17 protein-coding genes are annotated in these 17,915 nt (G+C 63.1%); 2 read left to right on the top strand and 15 right to left on the bottom strand.

Annotated features, from left to right (window positions below; all coding sequences use genetic code 11):
* The first annotated feature begins 31 nt into the window (after positions 1 to 31).
* Complete coding sequence (gene lat / locus KYT97_RS08005; protein ID WP_033231239.1) at positions 32 to 1,363, top strand: L-lysine 6-transaminase; 1,332 nt, start codon at positions 32 to 34, stop codon at positions 1,361 to 1,363.
* Here the strand turns inward: lat and KYT97_RS08000 are convergent.
* The 6 genes from KYT97_RS08000 to uraD are packed head-to-tail and all read right to left on the bottom strand — an operon-like array spanning position 1,353 to position 7,997.
* A complete protein-coding gene (locus KYT97_RS08000; RefSeq protein ID WP_219112018.1) occupies positions 1,353 to 4,049 on the bottom strand; it encodes a molybdopterin-dependent oxidoreductase in 2,697 nt (898 codons plus the stop codon). The genes lat and KYT97_RS08000 overlap by 11 nt on opposite strands.
* Complete coding sequence (locus KYT97_RS07995; RefSeq protein WP_219112017.1) at positions 4,046 to 4,852, bottom strand: FAD binding domain-containing protein; 807 nt, start codon at positions 4,850 to 4,852, stop codon at positions 4,046 to 4,048. The genes KYT97_RS08000 and KYT97_RS07995 overlap by 4 nt, the downstream gene beginning before the upstream one ends.
* A gap of 7 nt (positions 4,853 to 4,859) precedes the next feature.
* A complete protein-coding gene (locus tag KYT97_RS07990) occupies positions 4,860 to 6,224 on the bottom strand; it encodes an 8-oxoguanine deaminase (protein WP_219112016.1) in 1,365 nt (454 codons plus the stop codon).
* Positions 6,212 to 7,135 (bottom strand): factor-independent urate hydroxylase, encoded by a 924-nt coding sequence (gene pucL, locus KYT97_RS07985; protein ID WP_219112883.1) that lies wholly within the window; start codon positions 7,133 to 7,135, stop codon positions 6,212 to 6,214. The genes KYT97_RS07990 and pucL overlap by 13 nt, the downstream gene beginning before the upstream one ends.
* Positions 7,136 to 7,152: 17 nt before the next feature.
* On the bottom strand, positions 7,153 to 7,482 hold the full coding sequence (gene uraH, locus KYT97_RS07980; protein WP_092801250.1) for a hydroxyisourate hydrolase: 330 nt from the start codon (positions 7,480 to 7,482) through the stop codon (positions 7,153 to 7,155).
* Positions 7,479 to 7,997, bottom strand: a complete 519-nt coding sequence (uraD, locus tag KYT97_RS07975) for a 2-oxo-4-hydroxy-4-carboxy-5-ureidoimidazoline decarboxylase (RefSeq protein WP_219112015.1) — start codon at positions 7,995 to 7,997, stop codon at positions 7,479 to 7,481. The genes uraH and uraD overlap by 4 nt, the downstream gene beginning before the upstream one ends.
* 119 nt (positions 7,998 to 8,116) lie before the next feature.
* Here uraD and KYT97_RS07970 point away from each other — a divergent pair, with 119 nt between their 5' ends.
* On the top strand, positions 8,117 to 8,917 hold the full coding sequence (locus KYT97_RS07970; RefSeq protein ID WP_219112014.1) for a tyrosine-protein phosphatase: 801 nt from the start codon (positions 8,117 to 8,119) through the stop codon (positions 8,915 to 8,917).
* A gap of 7 nt (positions 8,918 to 8,924) precedes the next feature.
* Here KYT97_RS07970 and KYT97_RS07965 read toward each other — a convergent pair whose 3' ends face one another.
* From KYT97_RS07965 to KYT97_RS07925, 9 genes are all read right to left on the bottom strand, one after another.
* A complete protein-coding gene (locus tag KYT97_RS07965; RefSeq protein ID WP_045070628.1) occupies positions 8,925 to 9,272 on the bottom strand; it encodes a VanZ family protein in 348 nt (115 codons plus the stop codon).
* Positions 9,269 to 9,610, bottom strand: coding sequence for a hypothetical protein (locus KYT97_RS07960; RefSeq protein ID WP_219112013.1), 342 nt, complete (start codon positions 9,608 to 9,610; stop codon positions 9,269 to 9,271). Before KYT97_RS07960 ends, KYT97_RS07965 begins: the two co-directional genes overlap by 4 nt.
* Before the next feature lie 4 nt (positions 9,611 to 9,614).
* A complete protein-coding gene (locus tag KYT97_RS07955; RefSeq protein ID WP_092801241.1) occupies positions 9,615 to 10,016 on the bottom strand; it encodes a DUF1707 SHOCT-like domain-containing protein in 402 nt (133 codons plus the stop codon).
* 76 nt (positions 10,017 to 10,092) lie between these two features.
* On the bottom strand, positions 10,093 to 11,889 hold the full coding sequence (locus KYT97_RS07950; protein ID WP_033231230.1) for an acetyl/propionyl/methylcrotonyl-CoA carboxylase subunit alpha: 1,797 nt from the start codon (positions 11,887 to 11,889) through the stop codon (positions 10,093 to 10,095).
* Between the two features lie 140 nt (positions 11,890 to 12,029).
* Positions 12,030 to 13,442, bottom strand: a complete 1,413-nt coding sequence (locus KYT97_RS07945; RefSeq protein ID WP_172936045.1) for a condensation domain-containing protein — start codon at positions 13,440 to 13,442, stop codon at positions 12,030 to 12,032.
* Positions 13,443 to 13,452: 10 nt separating this feature from the next.
* Complete coding sequence (locus KYT97_RS07940) at positions 13,453 to 13,869, bottom strand: SufE family protein (protein ID WP_033231228.1); 417 nt, start codon at positions 13,867 to 13,869, stop codon at positions 13,453 to 13,455.
* The gene (locus KYT97_RS07935) at positions 13,866 to 14,768 is read right to left on the bottom strand and encodes a sulfurtransferase (RefSeq protein WP_033231227.1); all 903 of its coding nucleotides are present in this window, start codon (positions 14,766 to 14,768) and stop codon (positions 13,866 to 13,868) included. The genes KYT97_RS07940 and KYT97_RS07935 overlap by 4 nt, the downstream gene beginning before the upstream one ends.
* 128 nt (positions 14,769 to 14,896) lie before the next feature.
* Entirely contained in the window at positions 14,897 to 16,360 is a 1,464-nt protein-coding gene (locus KYT97_RS07930; protein ID WP_045070621.1) for a condensation domain-containing protein, read from the bottom strand.
* Positions 16,360 to 17,841: a condensation domain-containing protein gene (locus KYT97_RS07925; RefSeq protein WP_219112012.1), complete on the bottom strand. Its 1,482-nt coding sequence runs from the start codon at positions 17,839 to 17,841 to the stop codon at positions 16,360 to 16,362. Before KYT97_RS07925 ends, KYT97_RS07930 begins: the two co-directional genes overlap by 1 nt.
* Positions 17,842 to 17,915 lie beyond the last annotated feature (74 nt).

Genomic DNA, 17,915 nt, shown 5'->3' with positions numbered 1-17,915 from the left:
CATGGCAATAATTTTGACTTAATCTTTGCGTATGAGTACCGCGACGCAAGGCTTCGACGGCAGTGCGGATTTCCCGGTGTTCGAGGTCCTGTCTGCCAGTATCCTCACGGACGGATTCGATCTGGTTCTCGATCTCGAACGCTCGCACGGTGTGTATCTACAAGATCTCCGCACCCGTGTCGACTATCTGGACATGTTCGGGTTCTTCGGGTCGTCGGCGCTCGGAATGAACCATCCGGACATTGCCGACGACGAGGCATTCTCGCGCGAATTGGCAATGGTTGCAGCAAACAAGCCGAGTAATTCCGACATCTACAGTGTGCCGATGGCACGATTTGTCGACGCCTTCGTTCGGGTACTTGGCGATCCGGCGTTACCGCATCTGTTCTTTGTGGACGGCGGCGCCCTTGCTGTGGAGAATGCACTGAAGGTGGCGTTCGACTGGAAGAGCCGACGGAACGAAAGTGAGGGGCGCTCACCGGATCTCGGGACCAAGGTCTTGCACCTGACTGAGGCTTTCCACGGGCGCAGTGGCTATACGATGTCGCTCACCAACACCGATCCGGAAAAGGTTGCCCGGTTTCCCAAGTTCGACTGGCCTCGGATCACCTCGCCCTATGTCGCGGACGGCCGCGACATCGAGGCTGTCGAGCAGGAAACCTTGGCACAGGCCCGGCAGGCATTTCACGAGAATCCGCACGACATCGCCTGTTTCATCGCCGAACCGATCCAGGGTGAGGGTGGTGACCACCATTTCCGGCCCCAGTTTCTCCAGGCGATGCAGGAATTGTGCCGCGAGAACGACGCATTGTTCGTTCTCGACGAAGTGCAGACCGGGTGCGGATCAACCGGAACGCCTTGGGCCTACCAACAATTGGGGTTGGCACCGGATGTCGTGGCCTTCGGGAAGAAGACTCAGGTCTGCGGCATCATGGCAGGCGGCCGTGTCGACGAGGTGCACGACAACGTTTTTCACATCAGCTCGCGGATCAACTCGACGTGGGGCGGCAATCTCACCGACATGGTGCGTGCCCGGCGCATTCTCGAGGTCATCGAACGCGACCGGTTGATCGACCGGGTTCGATTCACCGGCGCGCACCTACTTCAGCGACTGACCGCGACAAGCGAAAGGTTCGACGAGGTCACCGAACCCCGCGGACGTGGCCTCATGTGCGCGATCACCCTGAGCGCCACCGAGTTACGCGACCGGGTGGTGACCGCGCTTCGCGACGACGAGCATGTCCTCATTCTGCCGAGCGGGCAGCGCGGAATTCGGTTCCGTCCACCGCTGACCGTGACAACCGGTGAGTTGGACGCAGCGGTGGACGCCGTCGAGCGGGTACTGCACACACTTACCGCGTGAGCTCGGCCCAGATCCGATCCGGTGTCATCGGAGTGGCGCGGCACCGAACACCCACCGCGTCGAAGATAGCGTTGGCCAGTGCCGGGGCAACGGGATTGAACGGCGCTTCGCTCATGGACTTGGCGCCGAATGGTCCCAACTTGTCGTAGGTATCGGCAAAAAGAACCTCCGTGATCGGGAGATCCGCCAACTGCGGAACGTGATAGTTGCGCAATTGCGGATTCACCACATGCCCGTCCTCGATGACGATCTCCTCGAACATCGCTGCGCCGAGTGCCTGTCCCACACCACCTTCCACCTGCCCACGCAATTGTGCGGGGTTCAGTACCGTGCCGGCGTCGACAGCCTGGACCGACTGCAGAATGACGACCCGGCCCGTTGCTGTATCCACCGCGACGCGAAAGCCGTGGACGTTGAACGCCACCGACCGCGGCGAGCCGTCATGGTGGCCGTCGGCCGAGAGCGGTCCGCCGTCGAGGAGTGCAGGGAAACCGACAGAGCCGGTTGTGGTGGTAACACCGTCCGTCGTGAGTTCGACCGGACCGACGCACAGTGATTGTGCTCGTGCGAGTATCCGATCACGGAGGCGTTCGCACGCGATCTGGAGAGCCTTGCCCGCCACAACGGTGCCGGCCGAACCGAAGGCGCCGGTGTCGTGTCCACCGATATCGGTGTCGGATTGAGCGATCACGATGCGATCGACGGTGGTTCGCAATTCGGTGGCGGCAATCTGATGATGAACTGTTGTTGTCCCGTTACCGAATTCGGCGGTACCGATCCGGACCACATAGCGCCCGTCGGCCTCGAGGGTGACCGTGGTGTCGGCGAAGTGTCCGCGCGGCGGGATCGTGGCGATCATCGCAACGGCCATGCCCTGCCCCGTTTTCCACCGGGGTCCGTCTGGCGGCGTCTGCCCTCGTCCGCTCGACAGCGCGCGCTCGACCAGGTCCAGACACTGATCGAGACCGTAACTGCCGAACTCGAGGTCGCCGTCCTCGACGTGCCAGTCCACGAAGTCGTCTCCCGGAACCACCACGTTGCGTCGACGGAACTCGAACGGGTCGACGCCGAGTTTCCGAGCAAGTTGATCCATCGCGGATTCGACGGCAAAGATGATCTGCCCCAGGCCGTAGCCGCGGAACGCACCAGAGGGCACATTGTTCGTGTACACGGCCTCGGCGTCGACGCGTTTGTTCGGGCAACGGTAGACGGCAATAGATTCCGCGCAGCCGTGGAACATCACTCCGACCGAATGGTTGCCGTATGCGCCGGCGTCGGAGAGGACGTCGATCGCCAGCGCATTCAGGTGGCCATGCTCGTCAGCGCCCAACTGGACCGACACCCGCATCGGATGCCGCGACGGGGCCATCGTGAACTGATCGCTGCGACTGAACTCGTACTGCACCGGTCGGCCGGTCTTCCGGATGGCAAGGGCAACAAGATCCTCGGTCAGCATTTCCTGCTTGCCGCCGAAACCGCCACCCACTCGCGCGGTGAACACGCGGACTTCCTCGCGGGCGAGACCGAAGATGTGTGCCAACTCGTCCCGAACCAGGAACGGCACCTGCGTGCTGCTGCGAATGACAAGCCGGCCACCGGAGTCCAGCCATCCCACCGCGGCGTGCGTCTCCATGGCAACGTGCTGAACCCGAGCGGTCTGCCACGTGCCTTCGACAACGGCAGCGGATGCACTCAGGGCTTTCTCGACGTCGCCCACTCCGTCGTGGAGTGCGGCGACGATATTGCGCGTGGGCTCGGCGATACGAGCGGACATATCCTTGTCCGCGTGCAGAAGCGGCGCGCCGGGCGCGCGAGCGGGCTCCGGATCGAAGACAGCTGCGCGAACCTCGAAGTCGACCTCGATCAGCGCGAGCGCGCGCTGTGCGTCCCGCGGTGTCTCTGCAATGACAGCGGCAACTCGCTGACCGACGAAACGTACGGTGCGGTCGAAGATGCGGGTGTCGTCCGGATCGTCGGTGCGGTTCTGATGGCGCGCTGTGGAGAAGAGAACATCCGGGCTGTCGAGATAGGTCAGAACGGCAACGACACCTGGCGCGGACTGTGCTGCGTCAGTGTTGATCTCCTTGACATACGCATGGGGGTGCGGGCTGCCGAGAACCGCTGCATGCACCAAGCCCGAAGGGACGTCGCCCTCGGCCAGATCCAGAGTGAAGGGTTCTGTTCCGGTGACGATTCGACTCGAAGCCGGGGCCGCAATGGAACGGCCCTGAGCTACAGAGCGAACCGCGTCCTCGACGTTCTTCGCGCCCGCCAGAGCGTCGCGGATCGAGCGATACCCCGTGCAGCGGCACAGGTTTCCCTTCATCGACGCCGGCAGGTTCTCCTTCTGAGCGGGTGTCAGCGCCGACGCCGTCACCACCATGCCTGCGGTGCAGAATCCGCATTGAAATCCGCCGGCGTCGACAAACGCCTGCTGCACCGGGTGCAGATCGTCTTCAGTGCCGAGACCGGTTGCGGTCACAATCTCGTGCCCGTCGATGCGGTGCGCCGGGAAGATGCACGAATGCGTGGGCGTGCCGTCCAGCAGTACCGAACACGCGCCACAATCCCCGGCGTCGCACCCCTTCTTGACGGACATTACGCCGTGCTCGCGCAGGAACGTCCGCAAGCACTGTCCCGGACGTGGTTCGTCGTCGCGGGCAACCCCGTCGACGGAGTACTTCATGTGAGTTCCTCCCTGACCTCTTCGGCCAGTAGTGCTGTCATCGACTCACGCCAGGGTGCGCTGCCGTGGACGTCCGTGAAATAACAGTCGGCTGGGATCACGCGAAGGGCGTCGGCCAACTCGGACGCGCTCGGGTGGGCGTCGAATCGCAGCACGTGGGGCCGCCGCGTTGCCGCCGTGATGCTGAGTGTGAAACCAGCGACGTCTTTTCGGCCCGCTACGACAACGGCAGACCGTCCGAGTGAGGTCTGAGCGAGTTTGCGTAATGCGGTGCGGGCGAGCAGCGACCGAGTGGGGAGAGTGATGCACCGAATGATGTCGCCGACGCCCAGCGCGTTGGTGCCGTTTCCGGTCACAAAATCTTTCACGGCCACACGGTATTCGCCGCTGCCCGGACGCCACACGGTCAATTCGCCGTCGAGAGTGACGGCCATCGTGGTCATGGCGCCGGCGGGAAACGACAGAGCGATGTTTCCGCCGACGGTGGCGTGGCGCAACACTTTCCACGACGCAAGCAGCGCGTCCGCGCAGTCCCGAAACAACTGCTGAGCCCGGAACTGTGCCACGAGTTCGGAGCGGCACAGTTCCTCGATGGTGCAGGTCGCGGCAATCTCGAGGCCATGTTCGGTGACTGTGAGCGGCTCCCAGCCGAAGCCGGCCAGATCGACAAGCGTGCTCAGATGAGGTTGAGGTTCGGAATACAGCCAAGTGCCGCCTCCGATGAATCCGACACCGGTCGAGGGACCGGGCAGATCGGTCCGAGTGGCCGGCACCAGAACCTGATCGACCGTGTGCAGATCCACTGTCGGCTCACCCGGCCTTTCGCACCAGGTCGAGGTGAGCGCGAGCAACGTCCGATGCGACGACGTCCTCGTCGATCGTGGTTACCCGATCGTCGGCGACCACAACCGCACCGTTCACCATCAGAAGTTTCAACGGTGGTGTCGAGCCGAGCACCAACGCCGCGACCGGGTCGGTGATGCCGGTGTGCGCGAGCGTGTTCAGATCCCACACCGCGAGGTCGGCCAGTTTTCCCACTTCGAGGGAGCCGATCTCGTGCTCACGGCCGAGAACCCTCGCACCCCCGATGGTCCCGAGTTCCAGGGCGGTGCGAACCGTCAAAGCCTGGGGGCCGCCGCGAGCGCGGGCGAACAGGAGGGCGTGGCGCGACTCCTCGACCAAACTGCACGCCTCGTTGCTGGCCGCGCCGTCGACTCCGAGCCCGATGGTGACACCGGCGTCCAGCAAATCGCGGGTGCGCGCGATCCCGGCGCCGAGTCGCGCATTGGACGTAGGGCAGTGTGCCGCAGCGGTTCCCGTGCGCGCCATCGTCTCGATCGCGGAATCGTCGAGGTGGACGGCGTGCGCGAACCACACGTCCGGGCCAACCCAGCCGACTCGCTCCATGTACTCCATCGGCGTGCAGCCGAACAGCTCTGCGCAGAAGTCCTGCTCGTCCAGCGTCTCCGCCAAATGGGTGTGCATTCGGACGCCGGAATCCCGGGCCAGAACCGCGGACTCACGGAGCAACGCCTCGGTGACCGAGAACGGGGAGCAGGGTGCCACCGCGATCCGCAGCATCGAATCGGGGCTGGGGTCGTGCCACCGGTCGATGACCGACGCGGTGCCGGTGAGGATGTCGTCCAGTTTCTCCACGACGTGATCAGGCGGCAGTCCGCCGGAACTCTGCCCGAGGTCCATCGACCCCCGCGTCGGATGGAATCGCAGGCCGACCTGGGCTGCCGCCGTGATTTCCGCTTCGAACACGTCACCGGCATCGCGTGGGACCACGTAGTGATGATCGGTGGTGGTGGTGCATCCCGTCTTCGCCAGCGCGGCGAGGCCACCGGTTGCGGCCGTATGCACTGCGTCGGCGTCGATCCCCGCCCAGATCGGGTACAGCGTGGTCAGCCACTGGAACAGCGTCGAATCGGCAGCCAGGCCGCGAGTGATCCACTGGTACAGGTGATGGTGCGTGTTCACCAGGCCCGGCGTCACGAGGCAACCGGGGGCGTCGACAGTACGTGCCCCGGGAAACTCCGGAGCCGGCCCTTGGCCGACGGCCGTGATCGTATTCCCGGTAACTGCTACGTACCCGTCGGTGAATTCGGTACGGGCGCCGTCCATGGTGACGACGTGGGCACCCCTGATGACGAAGTCGGTCACGAAAGCCATCCGGCGTAGGTTGTCCACGATGGGCCGGCGTCCGGTGCGTCCGAGCGGCTGACGGCGGCCTGGATCAGGCCGTACGGGCGATCCGCGGCATGGAACACCTCGTTGTCGTTCTCGATACCGAAACGGCCGAGCGCGTAGTCGAAATGGTGCTTGTTAGGCGCGGACAGCCGCACCTCCGCGATGATCGGGAAGTCCTCGAGGATCGCCTTGCCGATCTGGAACAAGGTCTGCTGCAACGCAAGTGAGTGCACCGTCGCGAATTGCTTCACGATCTGTGCCTTGACGGCCACGTACACCGATTCCCAGTCGACGTCTGTGGTGGTGAATCGCCACTGCGCCACCAGAGTGGTGGCCATGACGCGGTCCTGCGTCGGTTCGAGGACGGTGTACGGATCCTGGAGGAACCCGGAGAACTCACTGCCGGTGGACTTGAGCAGAACCAGGTCCTTCAGGCCGCCGATCACCCAGGTTCCGGTGTCGTCGTGCGTGATCGACGCGGTTCGCACTTCCTGACCCTTGCGAATCCAGGTGTGATCGTGCTCGGCGCCGTCGACCACCGCGCGCTCCCAGGCGTACTCCTCGATCTCGATCCGTGCGCCCGTCACCGGTTCGATGTCGTCGACAAAATGCGATGCGAGTTCGAGGCCGTACGACTCGATCGAGATCAGGCCCTTTTCCTTGGCGTAGGCATACGCGGTCTGCTTCTGAGTATCGGTGGGAAGAACCTTCGACTGATCGCCGGTGAGGTAGGCATCGGCGAAATCGCCTCGCAGACAGGTGGAAACGTTGACATCGTGAATCTCGTGGCGCGGCGTGTCGCGGTAGATCCGGACAACACGATTCTCGGCCTTGCCGTACTGGTGCCCGGTGAGTTCGATGGTCCCGGAGAGCGGTGCGGTGGTGGTGTTGATGGTGTTCACAGTGGTTCTCAGCTCCCGCGATAGGTGGAATAGGCAAAGGGGGACAGCAACAGCGGGACGTGATAGCCACGGCTCGTGTCGTCGATCCGGAAGGTCACTGTCACTTCCGGGTAGAAGTTTTCCTGCTGGATCGACTCGAAATATGTTCCGGTGTCGAAGATCAGGCGGTAGGTGCCGGAAGTCAGGCCGTCTGGGGCAAGTTCGGCGACCCGGCCGTCGGAATCGGTGTGGGCCTGAGAAATCGGCGAACCGTCCGGCCCGCAGAGCTGGACGTGGACACCTTCGGCCGGGTTGCCGGTTGTCGCATCGAGGACGTGTGTACTCAGTACCTTGCTCATGCATCATCTCCGGACAACGAGTCGATCAGACGGGTGAGTCTGATGCGATTGATAGCGGCCAACTCGATTCGTAGCACGCGGCGTTCGGACTCCGGATCGTTTTCCAGTCGCTTCTGGAGTATGTCGAGGAGTTCGGTGGCCGACCGACCGCTTGCACAGACGAGGTAGACGTGCGAGAACTTGTCCTCGTACTCGGCGTTCTTGATGCGCAACTGCTCGAGGACGTCGGCGCCGGCCGTGGATACCGCGGCCTGTTCGCGACTCGACGACGCGTTCTCGGTGCGCTCACCGATACGCGGGTGCCCCGCGAGGGCTTTGTCGATCTCGGATTCGGGTAGGTCGCGCAGCACGGAATCCGCGCTGTCCAGCAGAGCGTCGACGCTCGCGAAGGGCCGTGCCGCCGCGAGCGAGTTCGCCCAGGCGTCGGAGTGGCAACAGTCGAGCAGAGCCTTGCGCACCGATTGGTCTGCGAGTGCGTTGAACGCATCGAGACCGCTGGAATTCGTTGTAGGCATGTCCACAGCATTATCCGAACATGTTTCGGAAATGTAGCGCAGCAATTACGGGCGATCGTACGTCGCAATTGTCGCGAGTGTCATAAGTCGTGAGGGTGTCATCGCCTATGTTCGTAGGTATGACTGACAATCCGAAGCTGTCTTCCGTTGTTCCTTCGCTCGCGAACCTGCGCGATATCGGGGGACCGGAGTCCCGATTCGGCGGTTCGGTGCGAACCGGCGCGGTGTACCGCTCCACCGATCTAGCGTCGCTCAGCAAAGAAGGCGAGCAGACGCTGGCCGACTTGGCCGTCACCACGATCTACGACCTGCGAACCGCCTCCGAGCGCGAAACAGCACCGGACCGGACCCCGGCCGGAATCCGGGAACTCGGACTGGACGTATTGGCGGACAAGCAGTATCGAGCTATCCCGGCCCAGATGCAACAAATGATCGCCGATCCCCGGGCCGCGTCAGAGTTGCTGGGAAGCGGGCAGGCGCTCGAGTACTTCCAAGGCAGCTACCGCGATTTTGTGACCCTGCCCAGCGCGGTGGCGTCGTACCGCCAGTTGTTCCTCGATCTCGCAGAGCCATCCAGCGCGCCGGCACTCATTCACTGCACGACGGGTAAAGACCGGACGGGATGGGCCGCGGCGGCGCTGTTGCTCTTCCTCGGTGCGCCGAAGGACGCGGTGTTCGAGGACTACCTGCTGACGAACACGGTCCTGCTACCGCTGTTCGCGCCGCTCTTCGAGAAATTTGCCGCCACGGGTGGTGACCCGACGCTGCTCGAAGGCGTTCTGGGGGTGCGGCCCGAGTACCTGGAGGCATCGCTTGCCGAACTGGAATCGGTGCACGGTTCCATCGAGGCGTATTTCACCGACGGGCTCAAGATCGACCAGGACACTCAGACTCGGTTGCGCGGCAACCTGATCGGCTGATCGCGGGTTAGACGGCGCGGGCGCGTCGCCGGTATCCGACGGCGGCGACGATCCCGATGCCGATCGCGATACCGACCAGATCGGCGGCCGCGTCCCACACCGAACCGGAACGGGAAATCGGCAGGACTCCCTGCAGGACTTCGGACACCGCGGCAAACGCGATCAGCCACAGCGCCGTGAGCCACCAGGGGATTCTGGCGTGCAACGACGTCATCGCCAGAACGACGAACATCAATGTGTGGGTGACCTTGTCGCTGTTCTCCGGCCCGGACGGAACGGTGGATCCGGGGGAGAACAACATGATCAGTGCGATCACCACAGCGATGGCGAGTGGCCAGTACCGGTTGTACGTCATCCGCGCGTCACCGTGAGTTCGAGGGCGCCCTCGGCAAAACGCGAAACCGCGTCAGTTGCGGTAGCAAGAGCCTCGTCGTGGCCGGATCTTGCCCAACCGGTGAGTTCGGCAGTGGCGCCGCGGGGCGTCAGCAGAACCTCCGCCAGAAGTTCACCGGTATTCGGTTGGCACACAGCCCACGAGTAGACGGTGTTCTCGGCCCACTGAGATGTCCGGAGATCTACGTAACCGGGGTCGCTGATCCCTCCGTCGGCAAGCGCCGGTCGGTCGTCGACGCGTTCGTCCGAGCGCAACGCTCGCAGGTACCACGCGCCCGCATTGATCTCTATCGGGTCCATGAATTCAGGAATTCCTGTCGTCGCGACGTTTCTTCTTGCGTTCTTTGTCCGTCCCGAACAGCAGCGCGCCGGCCAGTGGAATGGCAAGAAACCACAGCCACGTACCGGTGACGAAGAAGAGGATGAGGGCAAGAATCGGGATGACCGCCATGATGCGACCGGACCAGTCGGGGTCGAACTTCCGCGCTGGAACCGAAGCTGATGTGGCGGCGGGAGATGGAACGGGATCGGGAAGATCCTTGAAAACCGGAGCGAGTTCACTGCGAGTTGTTGCAGCCGTGACGATTCCACTGCGCTCGTCGAACTCCGAGACAGTGAGGCGACCGGCTGCAAAATGCTCGGTCAGCGCCGTCAATGCCTGCTCACGTTCAGCAGTGCCGATACGAATGTCGGGAACATCAGCCATGAGTGACAGCCTACTCAAACGACTGTGCGCCTTTCCGGTAGTGGGAACTACCGGAAAGGCGCACACGCGAAGCCTGTTACTTAAGTTCTGCCAGAACCGTGCCCTGCGTGATGGCTGCGCCTGCCTCGACGGACAGTCCGGTGACGATACCGGCCTTGTGCGCGTTGACGGGGTTTTCCATCTTCATGGCCTCGAGGACAGCGATGAGGTCGCCTTCGGCAACTTCCTGGCCCTCGGTGACGGCAACCTTGACGACGGTGCCCTGCATCGGAGCGGTGACGGCGTCACCGGATGCTGCGCCGCCGCCCGCGCCGCCGCGCTTGCGTGCCTTCGGCTTCTTGCGGATGGCACCGGATGCTGCGCCGCCGCCGTTGCCGAGCGAGAACTGACCCGGGAGGGAAACCTCGACACGACGTCCACCGACCTCGACGACAACGTTCTGACGCGGCAGAGCCTCGTCCTCGTCGTCGACCGGTGCACCGGAACCGGCGTACGGCTCGATGGTGTTTTCCCAGTCGGTTTCGATCCACTTGGTGTAGATGTCGAACTTCTCGCCGTTGCCGACGAATGCCGGGTTCTCGACGATGTGGCGGTGGAACGGGAGGACGGTCGCGAGGCCGTCGATCTCGAACTCGGCCAGAGCGCGAGAAGCACGCTGGAGGGCTTCTTCGCGGTTGGCGCCGGTGACGATGAGCTTGGCGAGCATGGAGTCGAACTGGCCGCCGATGACGTCGCCGGCAACAACACCGGAATCGACGCGGACGCCGGGGCCCGAGGGCTCACGGTAGACGGAAACGGGGCCGGGGGCGGGCATGAAGCCGCGGCCGGCGTCTTCGCCGTTGATGCGGAACTCGAAGGAGTGTCCACGCGGGGTGGGATCTTCCTTGATGGAGAGCTCTTCACCGTTGGCGATGAGGAACTGCTGACGCACCAGGTCGATGCCTGCGGTCTCTTCCGTGACAGGGTGCTCGACCTGCAGGCGGGTGTTGACCTCGAGGAAGGAGATGGTGTCGCCCTGAACGAGGTACTCGACCGTTCCGGCACCGTAGTAGCCGGCTTCCTTGCAGATCGCCTTGGCGGACGCGTGGATGCGTGCGCGCTGGTCGTCCGTCAGGAAGGGGGCCGGAGCCTCTTCGACGAGCTTCTGGAAACGACGCTGCAGCGAGCAGTCGCGGGTACCGGCAACAACAACGTTGCCGTGCTGGTCGGCGATGACCTGAGCTTCGACGTGGCGCGCCTTGTCGAGGTACTGCTCGACGAAGCACTCGCCGCGACCGAAGGCGGCGATGGCCTCACGGGTAGCGGATTCGAACAGCTCGGGGATTTCCTCGATGGTCTGGGCGACCTTCATGCCGCGTCCACCGCCGCCGAATGCTGCCTTGATGGCAACCGGTACACCGAATTCCTTGGCGAACGCGACGACCTCGTCGGCACCCTTGACGGGGTCCTTGGTGCCGGCTGCCATCGGAGCCTTGGCGCGCTCGGCGATGTGACGAGCGGTGACCTTGTCGCCGAGGTCGCGGATGGACTGCGGTGATGGACCGATCCAGATGAGGTTCGCGTCGATGACGGCCTGGGCGAAGTCGGCGTTCTCGGAGAGGAAGCCGTAGCCCGGGTGAATGGCGTCGGCGCCGGACTTACGGGCTGCGTCGAGAATCTTGTCGAATACGAGGTAGGACTCGGCGGAGGTCTGTCCACCGAGGGCAAACGCCTCGTCTGCGAGCTTCACGAACTGTGCGTCGGCATCGGGTTCGGCGTAGACAGCGACGCTGCCGTAGCCGGCGTCCTTGGCTGCCCGAATGACCCGCACCGCGATCTCACCGCGGTTTGCGACAAGCACCTTCGTAATGTGCGCGCTGGCATGACTGGGCACTGAGCCTCCTGTAGTTCGCATTATCTGTCTCCTCGGTGCACTGACGGAGCAGTCACCGTCGGAGTTTTACTGGCATCGCTTCGGAGTGTATTCATCGCTTCGATGCAGGTTGTAACCGGATCGGTCTACCTGGGCCGTGCTCACGAAACGGTTTGCAAAGCTACCGACGAGTAGCCGGGAGCGTCGTTTGTCGGGTTCTTCTCTTCGTTGCCGACGACCGTTTCTTCGATCGCTCGACGGAACGCCGCCACATACCTGTGCACCGACGAGTTTGCGGTGTCGTTGTTGGGATAGCGCACAGCCAGATTGAGACCCTGTGGTGTTCGATTGATCCAGAGGTAGACGTCATGGGTGTATGCCTTGCTGCGCAGCGCGCGTGCCTTCCATTCCGGCCACTGTGCTGCTTCCGGGACAAATCGAACATCCATGTAGGACACCACAAATCGAGGCCGGATCGGAGTTCCGAGTTTCTCTCCGATGCGATCGAACGGTATCGCTGCCGCCGGTTTGCGCATGGACATCGATGTGGCAGCCCGCTCGGCGAGAGTGTCGAAGGAGCGGTCGGAATCAATCGGGATGTCCAGTGGACACAAACCGACGAACCACCCCAGCGCGCCGGCCCATTCCTGAGCGGTGCGAGTGTGGATCGGCGTCACGACCCGGAAATGATCGACCCCGGCGACGTCATGCCCGACGGCGGCAAGGCGGCCGAGCAGTCCCGCGAAGTAGCCGACCCCGCTCGCGGCGCACTTGGCGCTGAACGCCTTCGACTGATCGGTGTCGAGAAGCCACGTCGACAGCCCGTTCTGGGACTCCGGACCCCGGTCGCCGATAGGCAGTGGAAACTGGGGGAGTCCGCCGTCTTCCATGGCCTCTCGCCAGACGTCGAGAGCGGCGTCCTCGGCGTCTTGATCGGCCATCTGCTGGCGTTCCTGTGCCCCGAAATCGACGTAGCTGCCGACCGGGAACAAGTTGGCAGGCTGGCCTGTCAGATTCTCGCGATACAGCGACGCGATCTCGTGTGCGATCAGGACGATGGAAAAACCGTCGATGATCGAGTGATCGGCCGCGAAGAACACTGTGAAGGGGCCGTCGTCGGTTCGAGGTGTGAGGGTCGCGAACACGTACGACGGCCAACTGTGCGGTGACGCAAACTCGTCGAACAGGCGGTGCAGGTGCTCGAAGTTGACCTGGCTCGGCGAGTTGTATCCGTGATCGACAACGCCGATGTCGATTCCGTTCACGGGAACCGTGTGCCGAATGATCTCACCCGACTCGGTATCGAGTGACGTGTGCGAGCGAAGAACTTCGTGCCGATCGATCCACTGCTGCAAGGTAATTCGGAAAGCCTCGAGATCGAGTGGTCCGGGGATCTCGAACGCCGTTCCGAGCCAGGACTGCCCGCCCGCGCCTGCGGACGAGCGCTGCAGGTGCGCCTCGTGGATGTACGACGCCGGGCGCGGATCAGGCGTCCATTGACCGGTTGCGCACGGAAGCCATTCGACGAGCGATCCACTGGGAATCGCGTAGTCGGCAAGTTCGGTGAATTCCATGTTCTTGTACTCAGCCCCGCAAACGACGCTTGATACGGGCGAGCATCGCGGACATGCCGCGCAGACGAAGGGGACTGACCGCTTCCGCGAGACCGAGCGCCGAGTAGAAATCGTCGGGAACCGCAAGAATCGCGTCCGCGCTCTGACCGTCGAGGCCCTGCGCCAGGATGGAGGCAAAGCCACGAGTGGTCGGGGCTTCTGCGGGCGCGCTGAAATACAGCCGGACCTTGTCACGATCGGCATCGTCCACCGAAAGGAACAGCGGCGACTGACATTCCGGAACTGGTTCCATGGCGTCTTGTTCGAGTTCGGCGGGTAGCGGCGGCAACTCGCGACTGAACTCGAGAAGAAGAGTGAGCTTGTCGGAGGTGCCGACGGCTGCGAAGTCGTCGACTATCTCCGCCAGTGGCTCAGGTAGTTCGCTCATGCCGATGCTCCGGCGGGAACGTCTCCGGGCTCTTCGCCGACAGCGATCGGAACGCGGACGGCATTGCCCCACTCGGTCCACGAACCGTCGTAGTTGCGGACGTCGGGGTACCCGAGGAGGTGTGTGAGGACAAACCACGTGTGGCTCGAGCGCTCACCGATACGGCAGTACGCAACGATCTTGTCTTCGCGCGACAGGTCACCGTAGATCTCGTCGAGTTCTGCGCGCGTGCGGAAACGGCTGTCAGGGGCGGCGGCCTTGGCCCACGGAATGCTCCGGGCGCTGGGGATGTGACCTCCGCGCAGCGCGCCTTCCTCCGGGTAATCGGGCATGTGGGTGCGCTCGCCGGTGTACTCCTGCGGTGACCGCACGTCGATCAGCGGTCCGCCGCCGAGATGCGCGAGGACGTCGTCCTTGAAGGCGCGGATGGGAGCGTCGTTACGCGCGATCACCGGGTAACCGGTGGACGTGGCAAACGGGACGTCGAACGAGGTGTCGCGGTTCTCCGCAATCCACGCGTCGCGGCCGCCGTCGAGCAGACGGACGTCCTCGTGTCCGAACAGGGTGAACACCCACAGAGCGTATGCCGCCCACCAGTTGCTCTTGTCGCCGTAGATGACAACGGTGTCGTCGCGGCTGATGCCCTTGCGGTTCATCAGGTCGGCAAAGGCCTCGCCGTCGATGTAATCGCGGGTGACCCGATCGTTGAGGTCGAGGTGCCAGTCGATCTTGACGGCACCGGGGATGTGCCCGATGTCGTACAGCAGAACGTCCTCGTCGGATTCGACCACCTTCAGTCCCGGCGCACCGATATTCGCCGACAGCCATTCAGTAGAGACCAACCGGTCGGGATTACTGAACTCGGCAAACGCGGGTAAAGGATCGGGGGCAACGGGCACGGGTGGCTCCTGTAAGGCGAATCGATCGGGTCGATAGACGGACTCCAACGATTCTAGGCGCTCCCCGCGTGGGAGTCGCTCGAATGCGTGCGAGGGCTCCCGCTCCCGCTGCCCCGAACCAGGTCGGGCTAGATCAGCGGTGTTCCTGCTCCGATCGCCGAATCCCTCAATTGTTCGGTCAGACTTCCGATCGGCGTCACGCCGCGCTTGCAGATGTCATGGAGTATCCGGTCCAGTTCGGTGAGGAAGTTCACCATCGTGACGTTCGCTACGTCGGTGTCCGGGAACCTCGATCGCAGTGACAAGCCGCGGTTTGTCCGTGAAATCCAGAACTGTGCGTCGTCGGCCACGGTGACGTTGCTGATGTGGTGAGCGTTGAGTTCGTCGTGATCGTCGGTGCCTGGAAGCCTGCGGTAGTCGATGTACGAGACCATGAAGACATCAGTGCGAGTGCGACGGATCTTCTCGCCCAACGCATCACGAACTTGTGCCATCGTGAGACCTTCGAGTGTCAGTGCCACCCGGAACGACGCGTGCGTATGTGCCAGCGACGCCCCGAAATCACCGTCCGGGGTGACCCGCACAGTGATCGGCGCGCTCGTGGTGAGCCACCCGATTGCGTCCGCCCAGCGGGGGTCCTTACGGATGTGCAACGGAAACTGCAGTGGCAGTGTGGATTTCCCGGTAGTTGATTCCGTGGTCATTCCCATCGCCGTGAGAACTCCGGTGAAGACACTGCCACCTGCCGCGGTGCAGATCGAGTCGAATTCCGCTGTCCGTTCGGCATCGAGGAGAACCCGCACGTCCGCTCCTTGCGGCGCCGGATGTCCGGCCTCCACACCGAGATCGAGGGGGAAACTCGGCGACGTGCCGCCACAGATTTCGTAGAACCGCTCCCACTCTCGCAAGCGGGGATCGTTCTCGATGGGAACGAGCCCGTCGGCTTCCAGTTCGCAGTAGCGCACGAAGCTGCCCGGATCACCCAGGTGGCTCATCACGTCGGCAACAGCACTCGCGTCGTCGAGCGCGGGGAGCGCGTTCAAGCCCTCGTAGATCTGACGGAGCTCACCGAGTGCGATGACCAGTGAATAGCCGTCCACCAATGTGTGGTCGAATGCGCTCAGGACTGTGTAGTGCTCGGCGCGCTCCACCGTCGCGAAGGTGTACGCGGGGAACGTCAAGGGATCGCAGACCTCGGTGAACCGCTTCTTGAGATGGCTGCGCAGTTCCGCAGTGGTGGCCGTGGTCATCGGTTCCGACGTGACGATAGTTGCGGTCGCATGGTCCAGATCCATCCGAACCGCACCGAACTCGCCGACCTCGAAGCCGGTGTGCAACGTGTCGTGGCGACTGATGAACAGTCGCAGAGCCAGATCCAGTGCCGGACGGTTCAATTGGCCGGGGAGATCGAAAGCTGCTGCCATCCAGACGCTTCGGCCGACGCCATGGGTGCGCGCCGTCTCGAGGTGGAAATGCTGATTGTAGGACGGCGGAATCGCGGATTCGGTGACAGCGTCGTCAGCCGGCTGCAGCGACCATTCGGTGACGACGCCGGGTTCGAGGCCGTAACGGTCGATCGATGTCACATGCATCAGGCGACACCCGACGCGCGTGAAATCGAGTAATCACCCTGGGTGGCAACAGTTGTGATGACATTCGCCAGGTGCTTCGCGAAACGGGTGACCGACTCGTGCGCGGTCGGTGTGTCGGGATGGGAAATCGCCATCCAGGTACCGGTCTGCACCCGATTGATCCACATGGAGGCGATCTGCGTTTCCTTACCGCCGACAATGCCGGTGGCATTGGTCTCGACGTAGGTTTCCGATCCAGGCGTGCGGCGGCCGTCGATGTAGGAGACGATGGGGGGCGGCGTCAATGTCTTCGTAATTCCGGTCGACGCTCCCGCTTCACCCATGGCGGCGAGCACGACGTCGATCACTTGTTGCACCGATACGTGCAGGAGTGACTTGCCCCGGTGATACGCCTGCTGGCCGATCTCGGCCAATTGCGTGAACGTCTGTTGCTCCCCGATGTCGATTCCGACCGGAATGAGATTGACGTACCAACCTTGGGAGAACGTGTCGGCTTCTGATCGAGTGCTGACCGGCGAGAGCGCGATGAACTTGTCGCGGCCGGCCAATTCGAATTCGGTAATAGCGAGCGCAGTGAAAATTCCACCGATGAAATTCGATCCGTTCTCCTTGCAGACGGCCCCGAATTTCTCGCATTCGATATCGTCGGCCAATTCGAACCGCGATCCGATCGCGGGTTTCGGGGTGTCCTCGGCACCGAGCGGCAAGGCAAATCCCGGGAACGACCCACCGCTGCGCATGAGGTAGCCGAGCCACTCGTGAACCTCGGGAGATTCCATGGTCAAGGTCGCGGAGAGTTCCTGCTCGGCTCGACCCAGCTGGGCGTAACTACCCGCAGCTGGAAGCTCGATGTCGGTTCCGGTCGTTTCGGCGGCGTAGCACGCGCGCAGCTCCGCGTACGTCAGCACCATCGAATACATGTCGGTGTGCGCATGATCGATCGCGTGGAAGAGTGTGAAGCCGGGTGATTGGGGCGAGAGGTGCTCCACCGCGCCGAAGACAAACGCGGGCCAACCCAATCCGCTGGTCTCGGTGGCAAACTTTTGCTCGACCAGAGCGCGGACGTCCTCCGGGTCGCTCAGCTCCTGGCCTTCTCGGTATGTGAGATCGATGGTTTCCGGCGGCACCACATGGCGTCGCACCGGAAAGTTCGGGTCGCTCGGATCGGCCATCGCAGCGTCGAACGAGAACCAACTGTGCAGAGTGTCGTGCCGGCGGACGTACTTCGTCAGCGCACGCGTCATCGCCGCGCGGTCGAGCGGGCCGTCGAAATCGAAGGCGATGCCGATCCACGGCGATTGGGGATCACCGTTCTCAGCAGCGATCCGCGCACGTCGGAAGTGACGGTCCTGCATCGTTGTAGGAGGTAGATCCCGATTGATCTCTGCTCCGGCAGCGCTCGCGGCGCAGGCATCCGTGACCCCCCATTCGACCACCCTTCCGGGTTGTGGACGCCAATGGGTGATCAAATTCAGATCCATCGAGTAGGGCTCCTGCGCATGTCGTAAGAGAAGGTCCGTCCTGGAACTGGACAGACGATGAACTATCGCATTCG

Origin of the sequence: Rhodococcus globerulus (assembly GCF_019334125.1) — a bacterium.
Classification (GTDB): Bacteria; Actinomycetota; Actinomycetes; order Mycobacteriales; family Mycobacteriaceae; genus Rhodococcus_F; species Rhodococcus_F globerula.
The sequence above is the reverse complement of the archived record's forward strand: the minus strand, read 5'-3'. Positions and strand labels throughout refer to the sequence as shown.